The sequence below is a fragment of the Janthinobacterium sp. JF4 genome, assembly GCF_059617925.1.
This window is the reverse complement of sequence record NZ_JCAQAV010000024.1, coordinates 1-14,887: the sequence shown is the minus strand read 5'-3', so window position 1 is coordinate 14,887 and position 14,887 is coordinate 1. Positions and strand designations below refer to the sequence as shown.

Annotated in this window: 15 protein-coding genes; all 15 read left to right on the top strand. The window is 61.1% G+C overall.

Annotated features, from left to right (window positions below; all coding sequences use genetic code 11):
* Nucleotides 1–13: 13 nt before the first annotated feature.
* Nucleotides 14–1,264, top strand: coding sequence for a beta-ketoacyl-ACP synthase II (gene fabF / locus AC54AF_RS17535; RefSeq protein WP_496637561.1), 1,251 nt, complete (start codon nucleotides 14–16; stop codon nucleotides 1,262–1,264).
* 121 nt (nucleotides 1,265–1,385) lie between these two features.
* Nucleotides 1,386–1,916 carry a hypothetical protein gene (locus tag AC54AF_RS17530; protein ID WP_496637560.1) on the top strand — a complete coding sequence of 177 codons (531 nt, stop codon included), beginning with the start codon at nucleotides 1,386–1,388 and terminating at the stop codon, nucleotides 1,914–1,916.
* 66 nt (nucleotides 1,917–1,982) lie between these two features.
* Nucleotides 1,983–2,606, top strand: a complete 624-nt coding sequence (rpoE, locus tag AC54AF_RS17525; protein ID WP_215408940.1) for an RNA polymerase sigma factor RpoE — start codon at nucleotides 1,983–1,985, stop codon at nucleotides 2,604–2,606.
* Between the two features lie 72 nt (nucleotides 2,607–2,678).
* Nucleotides 2,679–3,014, top strand: a complete 336-nt coding sequence (locus AC54AF_RS17520) for a sigma-E factor negative regulatory protein (RefSeq protein WP_496637559.1) — start codon at nucleotides 2,679–2,681, stop codon at nucleotides 3,012–3,014.
* 237 nt (nucleotides 3,015–3,251) lie between these two features.
* The gene (locus tag AC54AF_RS17515; protein WP_131686253.1) at nucleotides 3,252–4,754 is read left to right on the top strand and encodes a Do family serine endopeptidase; all 1,503 of its coding nucleotides are present in this window, start codon (nucleotides 3,252–3,254) and stop codon (nucleotides 4,752–4,754) included.
* Nucleotides 4,755–4,858: 104 nt separating this feature from the next.
* The gene (locus AC54AF_RS17510) at nucleotides 4,859–5,104 is read left to right on the top strand and encodes a glutaredoxin family protein (protein ID WP_496637558.1); all 246 of its coding nucleotides are present in this window, start codon (nucleotides 4,859–4,861) and stop codon (nucleotides 5,102–5,104) included.
* Nucleotides 5,105–5,422: 318 nt separating this feature from the next.
* Complete coding sequence (gene lepA, locus AC54AF_RS17505) at nucleotides 5,423–7,213, top strand: translation elongation factor 4 (protein ID WP_101481965.1); 1,791 nt, start codon at nucleotides 5,423–5,425, stop codon at nucleotides 7,211–7,213.
* A gap of 3 nt (nucleotides 7,214–7,216) precedes the next feature.
* Nucleotides 7,217–8,134 carry a signal peptidase I gene (gene lepB, locus AC54AF_RS17500; RefSeq protein WP_131686255.1) on the top strand — a complete coding sequence of 306 codons (918 nt, stop codon included), beginning with the start codon at nucleotides 7,217–7,219 and terminating at the stop codon, nucleotides 8,132–8,134.
* Nucleotides 8,135–8,225: 91 nt separating this feature from the next.
* Nucleotides 8,226–9,041, top strand: a complete 816-nt coding sequence (rnc, locus tag AC54AF_RS17495; RefSeq protein ID WP_034749615.1) for a ribonuclease III — start codon at nucleotides 8,226–8,228, stop codon at nucleotides 9,039–9,041.
* A gap of 1 nt (nucleotide 9,042) precedes the next feature.
* Nucleotides 9,043–9,945, top strand: coding sequence for a GTPase Era (gene era / locus AC54AF_RS17490; RefSeq protein ID WP_034749612.1), 903 nt, complete (start codon nucleotides 9,043–9,045; stop codon nucleotides 9,943–9,945).
* Between the two features lie 28 nt (nucleotides 9,946–9,973).
* On the top strand, nucleotides 9,974–10,831 hold the full coding sequence (gene recO, locus AC54AF_RS17485; protein ID WP_496637557.1) for a DNA repair protein RecO: 858 nt from the start codon (nucleotides 9,974–9,976) through the stop codon (nucleotides 10,829–10,831).
* Between the two features lie 37 nt (nucleotides 10,832–10,868).
* Entirely contained in the window at nucleotides 10,869–11,630 is a 762-nt protein-coding gene (gene pdxJ, locus AC54AF_RS17480; protein ID WP_496637556.1) for a pyridoxine 5'-phosphate synthase, read from the top strand.
* A gap of 14 nt (nucleotides 11,631–11,644) precedes the next feature.
* On the top strand, nucleotides 11,645–12,040 hold the full coding sequence (gene acpS / locus AC54AF_RS17475) for a holo-ACP synthase (RefSeq protein ID WP_496637555.1): 396 nt from the start codon (nucleotides 11,645–11,647) through the stop codon (nucleotides 12,038–12,040).
* Nucleotides 12,041–12,131: 91 nt separating this feature from the next.
* On the top strand, nucleotides 12,132–14,012 hold the full coding sequence (uvrC, locus tag AC54AF_RS17470; protein ID WP_496637554.1) for an excinuclease ABC subunit UvrC: 1,881 nt from the start codon (nucleotides 12,132–12,134) through the stop codon (nucleotides 14,010–14,012).
* Nucleotides 14,013–14,139: 127 nt separating this feature from the next.
* Nucleotides 14,140–14,724 carry a CDP-diacylglycerol--glycerol-3-phosphate 3-phosphatidyltransferase gene (gene pgsA, locus AC54AF_RS17465; RefSeq protein WP_034749601.1) on the top strand — a complete coding sequence of 195 codons (585 nt, stop codon included), beginning with the start codon at nucleotides 14,140–14,142 and terminating at the stop codon, nucleotides 14,722–14,724.
* Nucleotides 14,725–14,887: the final 163 nt, after the last annotated feature.

The following is a 14,887-nucleotide window of genomic DNA, read 5'->3' as shown; positions in this document are numbered from 1 at the left end:
TCAGGAGAATCGCTTGAGCCGTTCTAAAAACCGTCGTGTTGTTGTCACCGGCCTGGGCTGCGTTTCACCTGTCGGCAATACTATTGCCGAGGCGTGGGGCGCAATCATTGAAGGTAAATCCGGCATTGCCACGATTACCAAGTTCGATGCACTGCCATTCACCACGCATTTTGCTGGTGAAGTCAAAGGTTTCAATATCGAAGAGTACATCTCCGGTAAGGAAGCCCGCCATATGGATACCTTTATCCATTACGGCATGGCTGCAGGCATCCAGGCGATGCAGGACTCCGGCCTGGAAGTAAGCGAAGAAAACGCCGAGCGTATCGGCGTGATCATCGGTTCCGGTATCGGTGGCTTGCCGCTGATCGAAGACACCAAGTCCGAGTACGAAAAGCGCGGTCCGCGCCGTATCTCGCCATTTTTCGTGCCTGCCTCGATCATTAACATGATCTCTGGCAACCTTTCGATCAAATATGGTCTGAAGGGCCCGAACCTGGCGATCGTTACAGCGTGTACCACCGGTTTGCACAGCATCGGTGCCGCCGCGCGCATGATCGAGTACGGCGATGCCGACGTCATGATTGCCGGTGGTGCTGAATCGACCGTGTCGCCACTGGGCCTGGGCGGTTTCGCTTCGGCGCGTGCCTTGTCTACCCGCAACGATGATCCGGCAACGGCATCGCGTCCGTGGGATACCGACCGCGACGGCTTCGTGCTGGGCGAGGGCGCTGGCGTCATGGTGCTGGAAGAGTACGAGCACGCGGTGGCCCGTGGTGCCAAGATCTATGCCGAAGTGCATGGTTTCGGGATGAGCGCAGATGCTTATCACATGACCTCGCCGCTGGAAGATGGTAGCGGCGGCAGCAAATCGGTGATCGCGGCCCTTAACAACGCTGGCTTGAACGCGGATCAGATTCAGTACCTGAACGCGCACGGCACGTCGACCCCGCAAGGCGACGTGGCGGAAGTGATGGGCATCAAGCGTACCTTCGGTGATCACGCCAAGAGTCTGGTCGTCAACTCGACCAAGTCGATGACGGGCCATTTGCTGGGCGGCGCGGGCGGTCTGGAAGCGGTGTTTACGGTCCTGGCATTGCACCATCAGGTGTCGCCACCGACCATCAACATCTTCAACCAGGATCCGGCGTGCGATCTCGATTTCTGTGCCAACACGGCGCGTGATATGAAGATCGATTATGCAGTGAAGAATTCGTTCGGCTTCGGCGGTACGAATGGCACGCTGATTTTCGGCAAAGCGAAATAAGCAGGAACTTTCAAGCGCTCGCTACGGTCAAACCGTAGTGAGCGCTGATTCGGCGCCAACGCTCGTTGGCGCCTGAATTTGCCCGGCATAGTGCCGGCGCGCCTTTTTTTTCCCATGAAGTATGTCGATCGCGGTAGCGGCTGTCATTCGCTCGCCTGTCTGTTTGCGCCTGTTGCAAGCGGTGCTGGGACTGTGCGCGGTGCTGGCCGCCTGGCCCTTGAGCGGTGCGTGGCGTGTTGCTGCCGTGTCCGGTCAGCTGGTGGGCGGCTACGCGCTGGGCTGGAGTGGTGCGCTGCTGAGTGCGGCTGGTGGCGTGTTTTTTCTGGCTTTGCTGCGCCGGCGCAGAAAGCCGCAGGCGCTTGATATTTCGCCGGTTGGCCAGTTGCGGCTGGCGGTATATCTGGAGCATGGCGAGCTACCAGAGGCTATTGCCAACGCGGTAGCGGAGCCGGCCGGGCCGGGGCCTGTGGTGGTGCCGGGGTTGCGCCTGTTGCCGGGCTCGACCTTGTGGCCGTCACTGCTGGTGCTGTGCCTGGCCGATGCCGCCGGCCGGCGCACGGATGTGCTGGTGCAGCGCGGCAGCAGTTGCGCCGCCTTCCGCCCGCTGGCCGTGGCTTGCCGGGCCATCGCGGCGCGGAACAGGGAAGAATAAAAGTGGGACGAACACTGAACTTCTTGCAGCGGGCCAACTCTATATCCATACAGGCGCCCACGCTGCATGCCACCAGGGACATTGGGCGTGAGGACAGAGCGCGAGTATGATCAGTTACTGGTCGAGCGGGTACAGGCTGGCGACAAACGGGCATTCGACGTGCTGGTATCGAAATATCAGCGCCGCTTGATGCGCCTCGTGTCGCGCCTTGTGCATGACCCGGCGGAGGCCGAAGATGTGGTGCAGGAAACCTTTATCAAGGCTTACCGGGCGCTGCGCCATTTTCGCGGCGAGGCCGCTTTTTATACCTGGTTGTATCGCATCGGCATCAATACGGCCAAGAATTATCTCGTCACGCAGGGGCGGCGCGCCGCCACGTCCAGCGATGCCGACGCCGAGCAGGCGGAGTCCTTTGATGACGGCAATAAATTGCGCGACAACAATACGCCCGAATCGGTGCTGGCCAGCAAGCAGATTGCAGCCACCGTCAATGCGGCCATGGATGTGCTGCCCATCGAATTGCGCACGGCTATCGTACTGCGCGAGATCGAGGGCCTCAGCTATGAAGAGATATCGGAGATCATGGCGTGCCCCATCGGCACCGTGCGCAGCCGCATTTTCCGTGCGCGCGAAGTGATTGCGGAGAAATTGAAACCGTTGTTGGACATGCCGATTGACAAGCGCTGGTAATCTGGAGAGTATGAGGTTGGCATGGCTGCGTCCGGTTTCCGCAACTATCCTCTTGAAATGGCAGGACCCATCATGGATACGCATACACGATTGCACGAGACTATTTCCGCGCTGGCCGATGGCGAGCTGGCGGCGAGCGAACTCGAACTGGCTTTTGCCGCCCTCGACACAGATGAGGGCCGCCAGGCCTGGGAGGCGTATCGCCATATCGGTGACGTGCTGCGCTCGGAGCAGTGCGGCCACGCACTGAGCGCCCAATTCGGTGCGCGCCTGGCCGGCCGCCTGGCCGTCGAGCCGGCACCTGGGGAGCCGGCTGTCCATGTCGGGCCGCTACCACCGCTGTCCGCTGCTATCGTGCCGCCAGGCGCGGCCGAACCGCTGGAGGCGGGGCCGCTGGCGCAGCGCTAGTTGCCGCGTTTTCCATCTTATGCCAGGCTTAACGCCCTCTTTGCCCTCTTGACATTGGCCTTCGGTACGATTGACACTGTGCGCAGGCAATGTCTTGCTTTTGCGATATATTGTTGCTGCCATGCGCGCTATCAGGTGGGCCTGCCCCTGGGATTCCGTCATGACGGTCAATCATGCACGCAGGCAGTCGCCAGATCCGCGTTTTGATCCGTTTATATACTCGAAAAGATCCTTTCCATGAAAAAAAACATGTGTGCTGCCAGCAAGGCGTTTTCAGTGAAGACGCTTTCCGCCTTATTGTTCGGTACGGCTGGCGTCTTCCTTGCTCCTGCCATGCTGGGCCTGGCGCCACAGGCGCACGCCGCCGTGCCGGCCGTGAAATTGCCTGATTTCTCGGACCTGGTCGACGCCGTCGGCCCGGCTGTGGTGAATATCCGCACCACCGAGCGCCTGAGAATGGGCGGCACCGGTGTCGGCGCCGGTGGCCAGGACGAGCAGGAAATGCAGGAATTCCTGCGCCGCTTCTTTGGCGGCGCCATGCCGACGCCGCGCCAGCAGGGGCCACGCGGTGGCCGCCGTGCCGTGCCGCAGGAGCAGGAAGTGCAGCGCGGCGTCGGTTCCGGCTTCATCATCTCAAACGATGGCTACGTGCTGAGCAATGCCCACGTGGTCGATGGCGCCGACGAGGTGTACGTGACCCTGACGGACAAGCGCGAATTCAAGGCCAAGGTGATCGGTGCCGATGCGCGCACCGACGTTGCCTTGCTGAAAATCGAGGGCGGCAATCTGCCGCGCCTGACCATCGGCGACTCGAACAAGATTCGCGTGGGCGAGTGGGTCATCGCCATCGGCTCGCCGTTCAACCTGGAAAATACGGTCACCGCCGGCATCATTTCCGCCAAATCGCGCGACACGGGAGACTACTTGCCGCTGATCCAGAGCGACGTGGCCGTCAATCCCGGCAACTCCGGCGGTCCCTTGATCAATATGCGCGGCGAGGTAATCGGCATCAATTCTCAGATCGCCACCTTGTCCGGTGCCTACAATGGCATTTCGTTTGCCGTGCCCATCGATGAAGCCATGCGCGTGGGCGAACAGCTGAAAAAGACGGGCAAGGTGGTGCGCGGCCGGATCGGCGTGCAGATCGGCGAAGTGAGCAAGGACGTGGCAGAATCGCTGGGCTTGCCGAATGCCAAGGGGGCGCAAGTGTCGATGGTGGAGCCGGGCGGTCCGGCCGACAAGGCGGGCATCAAGCCGGGCGACATCATCCTGAAATTCAATGGTGCGGCAATCGAGCGCTCCTCCGACCTGCCGCGCCTGGTAGGCGGCGCCGCCGTCAACGGCAAGTCCACGGTGACCGTCTGGCGCAAGGGCGCGCAGCAGGATATTCCCGTCACCGTCGTCGAGCTGGAAAGCGAGAAAACGGCGAAGAAGGGCGCCAGGGAGCCGGAAGCGCAAGCCGTCAATGCATTGGGACTGAAGGTCAGCGACGTGCCGGCCGCGAAGAAGCTGGAATTGAGAATCGATGCGGGCGTGCAAGTGGACGAGGCGGATGGCGTGGCGGCCCTGGCCGGCCTGCAGCCTGGCGACGTGATTTTGCAATTGAATAATGTTGCTGTGAAAGACGCCAGGCAGTTCAATGCCCTGGTCGCCAAGCTCGATCCGAAAAAGTCGTCGGCCGTGCTGGTGCGCCGTGGCGACGTGGCGCAATTCGTTTCGCTGCGTCCGTCGGCGAAGTAACTTTTAACTGCCGGGGTCGGTCCCTTCGGGATCGGAATTCAAGCCACAGGCTTGAATTCCCCCGTCGGGTCCGACCCCGGATCTCCGCTGCCAACCACCGACGTATGCACTTCACCCTGTATTCCCGCAGTTACTGCCACCTTTGCCAGGATATGCTCGACGCCTTGCTCCTGCTGCAGCCGCCTGACAAACCGTTCACCGTGGACGTGATCGACATCGATGCGTCGTCCGACGCCTCGCTGCTGGCCCGTTTCGATGAGCTGGTGCCGGTGCTGTTCGGCGACCTGGCGCAGCCGGAGCTGTGTCACTATTTCCTCGACGAAGCGGCTGTACGGCGCCGCCTGATGTAGCTTAAATACCAATATTGACACTGCATTGCACCATTCTGGTGCCGAAAACAGCCGAAAATGTCACCTTGCCCCGGTGCCGGCCTCATAAGACGGGCTTTCTACTCTGAAATCCGGTAAAATGGGGAGGTCGAAAAAGCTACTGTCCGAGGCAGCAGCTTCTGTCGCTTCAAAAGCGCTCGCCTGGGCATGCAGATGTCCTGCTCGGGGCGCTTTTTTTCATCATGAGTGGGGCGCCCGGTTTTGGCCCTGTTTGGCCCGGACATGACCCCCCTGATTCCTGTTAAAGCAGTGTCGTCAACTTCGCACTTATATTAGTTAATGAACAACATACGCAATTTCTCCATCATCGCCCATATTGACCACGGTAAATCGACCCTGGCTGACCGCATCATTCAATTGTGCGGCGGCTTGTCCGACCGCGAGATGGAGGCGCAGGTGCTCGATTCGATGGATCTGGAGCGCGAGCGCGGCATTACCATCAAGGCGCAAACGGCGGCCCTGCACTACAAGGCGCGCGATGGCCAGATCTACAACCTGAACCTGATCGATACGCCTGGCCACGTCGACTTCAGCTATGAAGTGTCGCGCTCGCTGTCGGCGTGCGAAGGCGCGCTGCTGGTCGTCGATGCGTCGCAAGGCGTGGAAGCGCAAACGGTGGCCAACTGCTACACGGCGCTGGACCTGGGCGTGGAAGTGGTGCCCGTCCTGAACAAGATCGACTTGCCGAACGCGGACCCGCCGAACGCCATTGCCGAGATCGAAGACGTGATCGGCATCGACGCGGCCGACGCCGTGCATTGCTCGGCCAAGACGGGCTTCGGCGTGCTGGACGTGCTCGAGCAACTGATCGTCAAGGTGCCGCCACCGAAGGGCGACCCCGATGCGCCGCTGCAGGCGCTGATCGTCGACTCCTGGTATGACGCCTATGTGGGCGTGGTCATGCTGGTGCGCGTGGTCAACGGTACCCTGAAACCGAAAGACAAGATCCGCCTGATGGCCACCGATTCGGTGCAGCTGGTGGAAGACATCGGCGTGTTCTCGCCCCGTTCGCAATCCCTGCCGCAATTGTCGGCAGGCCAGGTGGGCTTCATCATCGCCGGCATCAAGGAATTGAAGGCGGCGAAAGTGGGCGATACCGTGACGCTGGTCAGCCGTCCTGCCGCCGCGCCATTGCCCGGCTTCAAGGAAGTGCAGCCGCAAGTGTTTGCCGGCCTGTTCCCGGTGGAAGCGAACCAGTACGACGCGCTGCGCGACTCGCTGGAAAAGCTGAAACTGAACGATGCGGCCCTGATGTACGAGCCGGAAGTGTCGCAGGCGCTGGGCTTCGGCTTCCGCTGCGGCTTCCTGGGCTTGCTGCACATGGAAATTGTGCAGGAGCGCCTCGAACGCGAATTCGACATGGACCTGATCACCACGGCACCCACCGTGGTGTACGAAGTGATCCAGCGCGACGGCACCATGATCAACGTCGACAATCCGTCGAAGATGCCCGATCCGTCGCGCATCGAGGAAGTGCGCGAGCCTATCGTCACGGTCAATCTGTACATGCCGCAGGAATACGTCGGTTCCGTGATCACCCTGTGTATCGGCAAGCGCGGCATCCAGATGGACATGAGCTACCACGGCCGCCAGGTCAAGCTCGTGTATGAAATGCCGATGGCCGAGATCGTGCTGGACTTCTTCGACCGCCTGAAATCGACGTCGCGCGGCTATGCCTCGATGGATTACGAGTTCAAGGAATACCGCGCGGCTGACGTGGTCAAGGTCGACATGCTGATCAACAGCGAAAAAGTCGATGCGTTGGCCATCATCGTCCACCGTTCGAACAGCCAGTACCGTGGCCGCCAGGTGGCCGCCAAGATGCGCGAACTGATCCCGCGCCAGATGTTCGACGTGGCCATCCAGGCGACCATCGGCGCGAACATCATTTCGCGCGAGAACGTGAAAGCCTTGCGCAAGAACGTGCTGGCCAAGTGCTATGGCGGCGACATCAGCCGCAAGAAAAAATTGCTGGAAAAACAAAAAGCGGGTAAGAAACGCATGAAGCAAGTGGGTTCCGTGGAGATCCCGCAAGAGGCATTCCTGGCAATTTTACAAGTGGATGGTTAATCAATGAACCTGCAAGTGATTTTAGGAAATTTCGCTTTAATCCTGTTCGTGCTGATGGTGTTGACGGGCCTGGTCTGGTGCCTGGATGTGTTTTATCTGTCCAAGCAGCGCCGCAAGGCGGCCGACCGCGCGCTGTTTGATTTCGATGCGCGCCAGTCCAAGCTGGCCGCCGAAGGCATCAAGTCCGATGCGGGCGGCAGCCGCGCCACCATCGAGGCGGCGCTGTTGCGCCAGCCGACCTGGGTCGAGTATTCGGGCAGCTTTTTCCCCGTCATCGCCCTCGTGTTCTGCCTGCGCTCGTTCCTGTACGAGCCGTTCAAGATCCCGTCGAGCTCGATGGTGCCAACCTTGCTGGTGGGTGATCTGATTCTGGTGAACAAGTTTACGTATGGTATTCGTTTGCCGATCGTCAACAAGCGCATCATTGAAGTCAACGATCCGCAGCGCGGCGACGTGATGGTGTTCAAGTATCCGAAAGATATGTCGCAAGACTACATCAAGCGCGTGATCGGCGTGCCCGGTGATAAAATCACCTATGAAAACAAGCGCTTGACGGTCAACGGCAAGGCAGTGGCGTACACCCCGCTGGACGACTACTTGGACGATGAAAGCACGGTCTACCACAAGCAACTGGAAGAAAACCTGACGGGCGTGAGCCACCGCATCCTCAACGACGAGCCCGCTCCCACGTTGAACTTGCGTGAAGTGAAGGATTTCCCGCACAAGGAGGCGTGCAACTACAACGAAGACGGTTTTACGTGTGTGGTGCCGCAAGGCAATTACTTCATGATGGGCGATAACCGCGACAATAGCGCGGACAGCCGCTACTGGGGCTTCGTGCCGAACGAGAATATCGTCGGCAAGGCTTTCCTGGTGTGGATGAACTTCAGCAATCCGAAACGCGTGGGCGGCATACACTAAGCCGGCCTGGTCTGTAATGGGCCAACCATGGCCGCCGCGCCGTTTCCCGCGCGGCGGCCAGCCGAATTACTCAGATGATACAGAAACAATAATGAATCTTCAGCTATTGCAAACCCGTTTAGGCTATACGTTCCAGGATGCTGGCCTGTTGCAGCAAGCCTTGACGCACCGTAGCCACAGCAGTTTGCATAACGAGCGGCTGGAATTCCTCGGCGACTCTATCCTCAACTGCGTGGTCGCTTCCATCCTGTACGAACGTTTCAAGTCCATCGACGAGGGCGACCTGTCGCGCCTGCGCGCCAATTTGGTGAAACAGCAGTCGCTGTATGAAATCGCGCAAAAGCTGGAATTGTCGCAATTTTTGCGCCTGGGCGAAGGCGAACTGAAGTCGGGCGGTTTCCGCCGTCCATCGATCCTCGCCGACACGCTGGAAGCCTTGCTGGGCGCGATTTTCCTCGACACGGGCTTCGACGCCGCCAGCACGGTGATCCGCGCGTTCTATATTCCCATCCTCGACTCGGTCGATCCGCAAACCCTGGGCAAGGATGCCAAGACCCTGCTGCAGGAGTTTTTGCAGAGCAAGAAAATTTCGCTGCCACAGTACAACGTGGTGGCCACCCACGGCGCCGCCCACAGCCAGGAATTCGAGATCGAATGCCTGGTGCCGAAATTGAACATCCAGGTCTACGGCCGTGGCGGAAGCCGCCGCGCCGGTGAGCAAGCCGCCGCCAAACTGGCGCTGGACGTGGCCGAGCAGGCGCTGTTGAAGTCGCCTGCCGCCAGCCGCAAGCCGAAACCGCGCGCCGCCCAGCTCAAGCTGGCCGGCATTGCCACCATCCAGAGCGACGACGCGCAAGCTCCTGCAGCCCCGGCGATCGCCGCTCACACTAAACAGAATCGACACTAGCATGACAGCCACCAAAATGCCCGACAACTTCCGCTGCGGCTATATCGCCATCGTGGGCCGCCCGAACGTGGGCAAATCGACCCTGATGAACGTGCTGATCGGCGCGAAGGTCAGCATCACTTCGCGCAAGGCGCAAACCACGCGCCACCGCATCACGGGCATCCAGACGGTGCCGGACGCGCAATTCATCTACGTCGATACGCCTGGCTTCCAGACGCGCCATTCGAACGCGCTGAACAAGACGCTCAACAAGACCGTGACGAACACCCTGATTTCCTCGGACGTGATTTTGTACGTGATCGAGGCGGGCACGTTCGGCCCGGCCGACCAGCAAGTGATGGATTTGCTGCCGAAGGAAGTGCCATGCATCCTCGTGATCAATAAATCGGACCGCGTCAAGGACAAGGCCGTGCTGCTGCCGTTCGCGCAAAAGATCGCCGCCATGCGCGACTTCGCCGCCATCGTGCCTGTCTCGGCCAAGCTGCACTTCCAGCTGGAAGGCTTGCAGAACGAAATCAAGCGCTTCTTGCCGGAAAACCAGCCCATCTTTGGCCCGGACGACATCACGGACCGCAGCGAGAAATTCCTCGCCTCGGAAATCGTGCGCGAAAAACTGTTCCGCTTTGTCGGCGACGAATTGCCGTACACGAGCACCGTGCTGATCGAGAAATTCGAGCAGGAGGGCGATTTGCGCCGCGTGTTTGCCGCCATCCTGGTCGAGCGCGATACGCATAAATCCATGATCATCGGCAACAAGGGCGCGCGCCTGAAGGAAGTCTCCACCCAGGCCCGCCTGGATATGGAAAAGCTGTTCGGCGGCCCCGTGTACCTGGAAATCTGGGTCAAGGTCAAGTCGGGCTGGGCCGACAACGAGGCGGGCTTGCGCGCCTACGGCTACGAGTAATCCGCAAACCGGGGGCGACGCTACACGCATGAGCACCACCACGCCAGCGCAGCCTGACATCGCGCCAGCCTCGCCTGCTGCATCTGCCGCATCTGCACCTGTCCCCGCGCCGGTGGCCATCGCGCCGCCGGCCGCACCTTCCGCAGCACCCCGGCGCAGCCGTCCGCCCGCGCGCGACGGTCGCATCACGGGCCAGCCAGCCTTCGTGCTGCACAGCTATCCGCATAAAGAAACCAGCCTCATCGTCGACGTGTTTACGCGCGAGTATGGCCGCATCGCGCTCGTCGCCAAGGGCGCCAAGCGGCCCCATTCGCAGTTGCGTGGCGTGCTGCAGACGTTCCAGCCGCTGCAGGCGGGCTGGACGGGCAAGTCCGAGCTGCGCATTTTGACGGGCGCGGAATGGGTGGGCGGCATGTTGCCGCTGGAAAAGACGGCCTTGCTGTGCGGCTTTTATTTGAACGAATTGCTGGTCAAATTGCTCGCGCGCGACGACCCGCATCCCGTCCTGTTCGACCACTACGTTGCCACCTTGAATCAACTGGCGCACAATGAGCCGCCGCCCATCGTGCTGCGCAAGTTCGAGCGCGCCCTGCTCAAGGAAACGGGCGTGGCGGCCGACCTGACGCGCTGCACGGGCACGCGCCAGGCTGTCGAGGCGGGGCAGGTGTACGTGGTCGATCCGGAACGGGGGCCGCGCCCGGCCCGCGCGGCCGACGCCTGGCCGAAGATCACGGGCAAGACCCTGCTCGACATGGAGCGCGAAGATTATCTTGACGTGGCCACGCAGGCGCAAAGCAAGCTGCTGATGCGCTTTTTGCTGGCCCATCAACTGGGTGGCGCCACCTTGAATACGCGCCAGATATTGATCGATTTAATGCAGCTGTAGTTGTTGATTGACTGCGGCACACTATGGATACCATTTTATGAGCTTTTTGCAGCCTTCCGGCCCCGTCATCGACCTGGGCGTCAATATCGACCACGTGGCGACCTTGCGCAATGCGCGCGGCACCGCGTATCCGGACCCGATCCGCGCGGCCCTGCTGGCCGAGCAGGCCGGCGCCGACGCCATCACCCTGCATCTGCGCGAAGACCGCCGCCACATCAAGGATGCGGACGTGATCGCCATCGCACCGCAATTACTGACGCGCATGAACCTGGAAGCGGCTGTCACTGCCGAGATGATCGATTTCGCCTGCCGCATCAAGCCGGCCGATGTCTGCCTGGTGCCGGAAAAGCGCACGGAAGTGACGACCGAAGGGGGGCTGGACGTGGTGCGCTACTTCAAGGAAGTGCAGGCGGCGGTGCAGCAATTGCAAGGCGAGGGCATTCGCGTGAGCCTGTTCATCGATGCGGACGAGCAGCAGATCGCCGCCGCCGCCGAACTCGGCGCGCCCGTGATCGAGCTGCACACGGGGCGCTATGCCGATGCGCAAGGTGCCAAGCAATTGATGGAGCTCGAGCGCATCAAGGCGGGCGTGCTGTTTGGCGTGGGCCGCGGCTTGAAAGTCAATGCGGGCCACGGCTTGCATTACACCAACGTGCAAGCCATCGCCGCCATTCCCGATATCGCTGAATTGAACATCGGCCACGCCATCGTCGCGCATGCCGTGTTTGTCGGCTGGGAAAACGCCGTGCGCGAAATGAAGGCCATCATGGTGGCCACGCGCCTGGGCCACAGGGCCTGACAGAGGAGCAGGGCATGATCTACGGCATCGGCACCGATATCTGCAAGATCCCCCGCGTCGAGGCGGCTCTGGCGCGCCACGGCGAGCGTTTCGCGAAAAAGATACTGGGGCCGCAGGAGCTGGAGAAATTCCGCGCCCGCAGCGCCAGGAACGCCGTGCGCGGCGTGCGCTTCCTGGCCACGCGCTTCGCGGCCAAGGAAGCGTTTTCCAAGGCCATCGGCCTGGGCTTGCGCATGCCGATGACCTGGCCCGCCGCGCAAATGCTGAACCACCCCAGCGGCAAGCCGATGATCGTCTGCAGCGGCGTGCTGGCGGAGTTCATGGAGCAGCACCGCCTGAGCGCGCAAGTGACCATCAGCGACGAAGAAGACTATGCGGTCGCGTTCGTGATCGTGGAGCAGGCTGAGTAGCAATGAGATGCCGGGATCAGTCTTTTCGATCGGAATGCGCCCCACTGGGACGTATTCCCCCGGCGGGTCTGACCCCATTTAAGAGCCAGCAATGACTGAAGTAATACCCGACCTTAATTCCGCGGACACGCCGCCCGACCCGCGCGCGCAGGTGCTGGCCACCGTCGCCAAGCTGCCGAATTTGCCCGGCGTGTACCGCTATTTCGACGCCGCCGACAAGGTGCTGTATGTCGGCAAGGCGCGCGACCTGAAAAAGCGCGTCTCCAGCTACTTCCAGAAAAACCTGGCCAGCCCCCGCATCGCCATGATGGTCGAGCGCATCGCGCGCCTGGAAACGACGGTCACGCACAGCGAAGCGGAAGCATTGATCCTGGAAAACAACCTGATCAAGGCGCTGCAGCCGCGCTACAACATCCTGTTCCGCGACGACAAGTCGTATCCGTATCTGAAGATCACGAATGGCGACGCGCCGCGCATGGTGTATTACCGGGGCGCGGTGGACAAGAAAAACCAGTATTTCGGGCCGTTCCCCAGTTCCTGGGCCGTCAAGGAATCGATGCAGATCCTGCAGAAGGTGTTCCTGATCCGCACTTGCGAGGACAGCGTGTATGCGAACCGCACGCGTCCCTGCCTGCTGCATCAGATCGGCCGCTGCAGCGCGCCGTGCGTCGACCTGATCAGCAAGGAAGACTACAAGAACGACGTGGAAAACGCGGCGCGCTTCCTGCGCGGGCGCCAGAGCGAAGTGCTGGCCGACCTGGAAAAGAAGATGCACGCATTCGCCGCCGAGCTGAAATTCGAGCAGGCCGTGGTGGTGCGCAACCAGATCGCCTCGCTGTCGCGCGTGCTGCACCAGCAAAGCATGGAAACGACGGGCGACGCCGACGTCGACATCCTCGCCGTGCTGGTGCAGGGCGGACGCGCCTGCGTCAACCTGGCCATGGTGCGCGGCGGGCGCCACCTGGGCGACCGCGCCTACTTCCCCAGCCAGCTCAGCGATGCGGCGGCGATTGCCGAAGAACCGATCGAAGTGGAAGTGCTGGCGGCCTTCCTGGCGCAGCACTACACGGAAAAATTCATCCCCGGCACCCTGATCCTGAATATCGAATTCGACCAGCCGGCCCTGATGGTGGCGCTGATGGAGCAGTGCGGTCACCGCATCAACCTGATCTTCCAGCCGCAGGGGCAGCGCCGTCAGTGGCTGGAGCTGGCGCAGAAGGGCGCCGAGATTTCGCTGGCGCGATTGTTGTCCGAGCAGGGTTCGCAGCAGTCGCGCACGCGCGCGCTGGCCGAAGCGCTGCGCCTGGAAACGGAAGACCTCGACAGCCTGCGCGTGGAGTGTTTCGACATCAGCCACACGCAGGGCGAGGCAACGCAGGCCTCGTGCGTGGTGTTCCACCACCACGCCATGCAGAACGGCGAATACCGGCGCTACAACATCAACGACATCACGCCCGGCGACGATTACGCGGCCATGCGTCAGGTGCTGATGCGCCGCTATGAGAAAGTCGCGAATGGCGATGGCGTGATGCCGGACGTGGTCTTGATCGACGGCGGCAAGGGACAGATCGAAATGGCGCGCCAGGTGTTCGCCGAGCTGGGGCTCGATATCAGCCTGATAGTCGGCGTGGCCAAGGGGGAAGGGCGCAAGGTGGGTCTGGAAACCCTGCTGTTCGTCGATGGCCGCGCGGCGCAGGAACTGGGCAAGGAATCGGCGGCGCTGATGCTGATCGCGCAGATCCGCGACGAGGCGCACCGCTTCGCCATCACGGGCATGCGTGCCAAGCGGGCCAAGACGCGCCAGACCTCGCGCCTGGAAGAGATCGAAGGGATAGGCGCCAAGCGCCGCCAGAAGCTGCTGTCGCGCTTTGGCGGCTTGCGCGGCGTGGTCGATGCCAGCGTCGAAGACCTGATGTCGGTGGAGGGGATTTCCACGCAACTCGCGGAAGAAATCTACAGGCAGCTGCATTAATGGATAGGTGGCCTGGTCCGGCGCTGCGGCAAGCGGACTAGGATAATACCCCGGGGCCATGTAGACTAGTGACGCTTTCTTCACCCTTTCTTCATATTCAATTTACCCGTCGGCCGATTGCACCCTTATGCCTTTTAATATTCCCATCCTTCTGACGTGGCTGCGCGTGGCCCTGATACCGCTCGTCGTCGGCGTGTTTTATTTGCCGCCGTCGATGTTGCTGCATGGCGACCAGAACCTGGTTGCCACCCTGGTCTTCATTGTTGCGGCCGTCACCGACTGGTTCGATGGTTTCCTCGCGCGGCGCTGGAACCAGACCTCGGCCTTTGGCGCCTTCCTCGACCCGGTCGCCGACAAGCTGATGGTGGCGGGCGCCTTGCTGGTGCTGGTGCAGCTGGACAGAGTCAATGCCGTGCTGGCCTTCATCATCATCGGCCGCGAAATCACGATTTCCGCATTGCGCGAATGGATGGCGCAGATCGGCGCATCGAAATCGGTGGCCGTCAGCTCGATCGGCAAGATCAAGACGGCCGCGCAAATGACGGCCATTCCCCTGCTGCTGTACCACGAAGTGATCTTTGGCGCGATCGATACCCATGTGTGGGGCGAAAAGCTGCTGTGGATCGCCTGCGTGCTGACGGTGTGGTCGATGTTCTATTACTTGCGCCTGGCATGGCCCTTGATCAAGGAAAAGGCCGGCAACTTGCATTGAAAGGGGGCGTACCCTTCGGGTCCGACCCCAAATATTTTGCAAAAGACCAGATATTGCCCGTTGACAGCCCCTGTAATCCCTCTATAATGCTGGCCTGTTGTTGATGACGCGGGAGTAGCTCAGTTGGTAGAGCGCAACCTTGCCAAGGTTGAGGTCGAGAGTT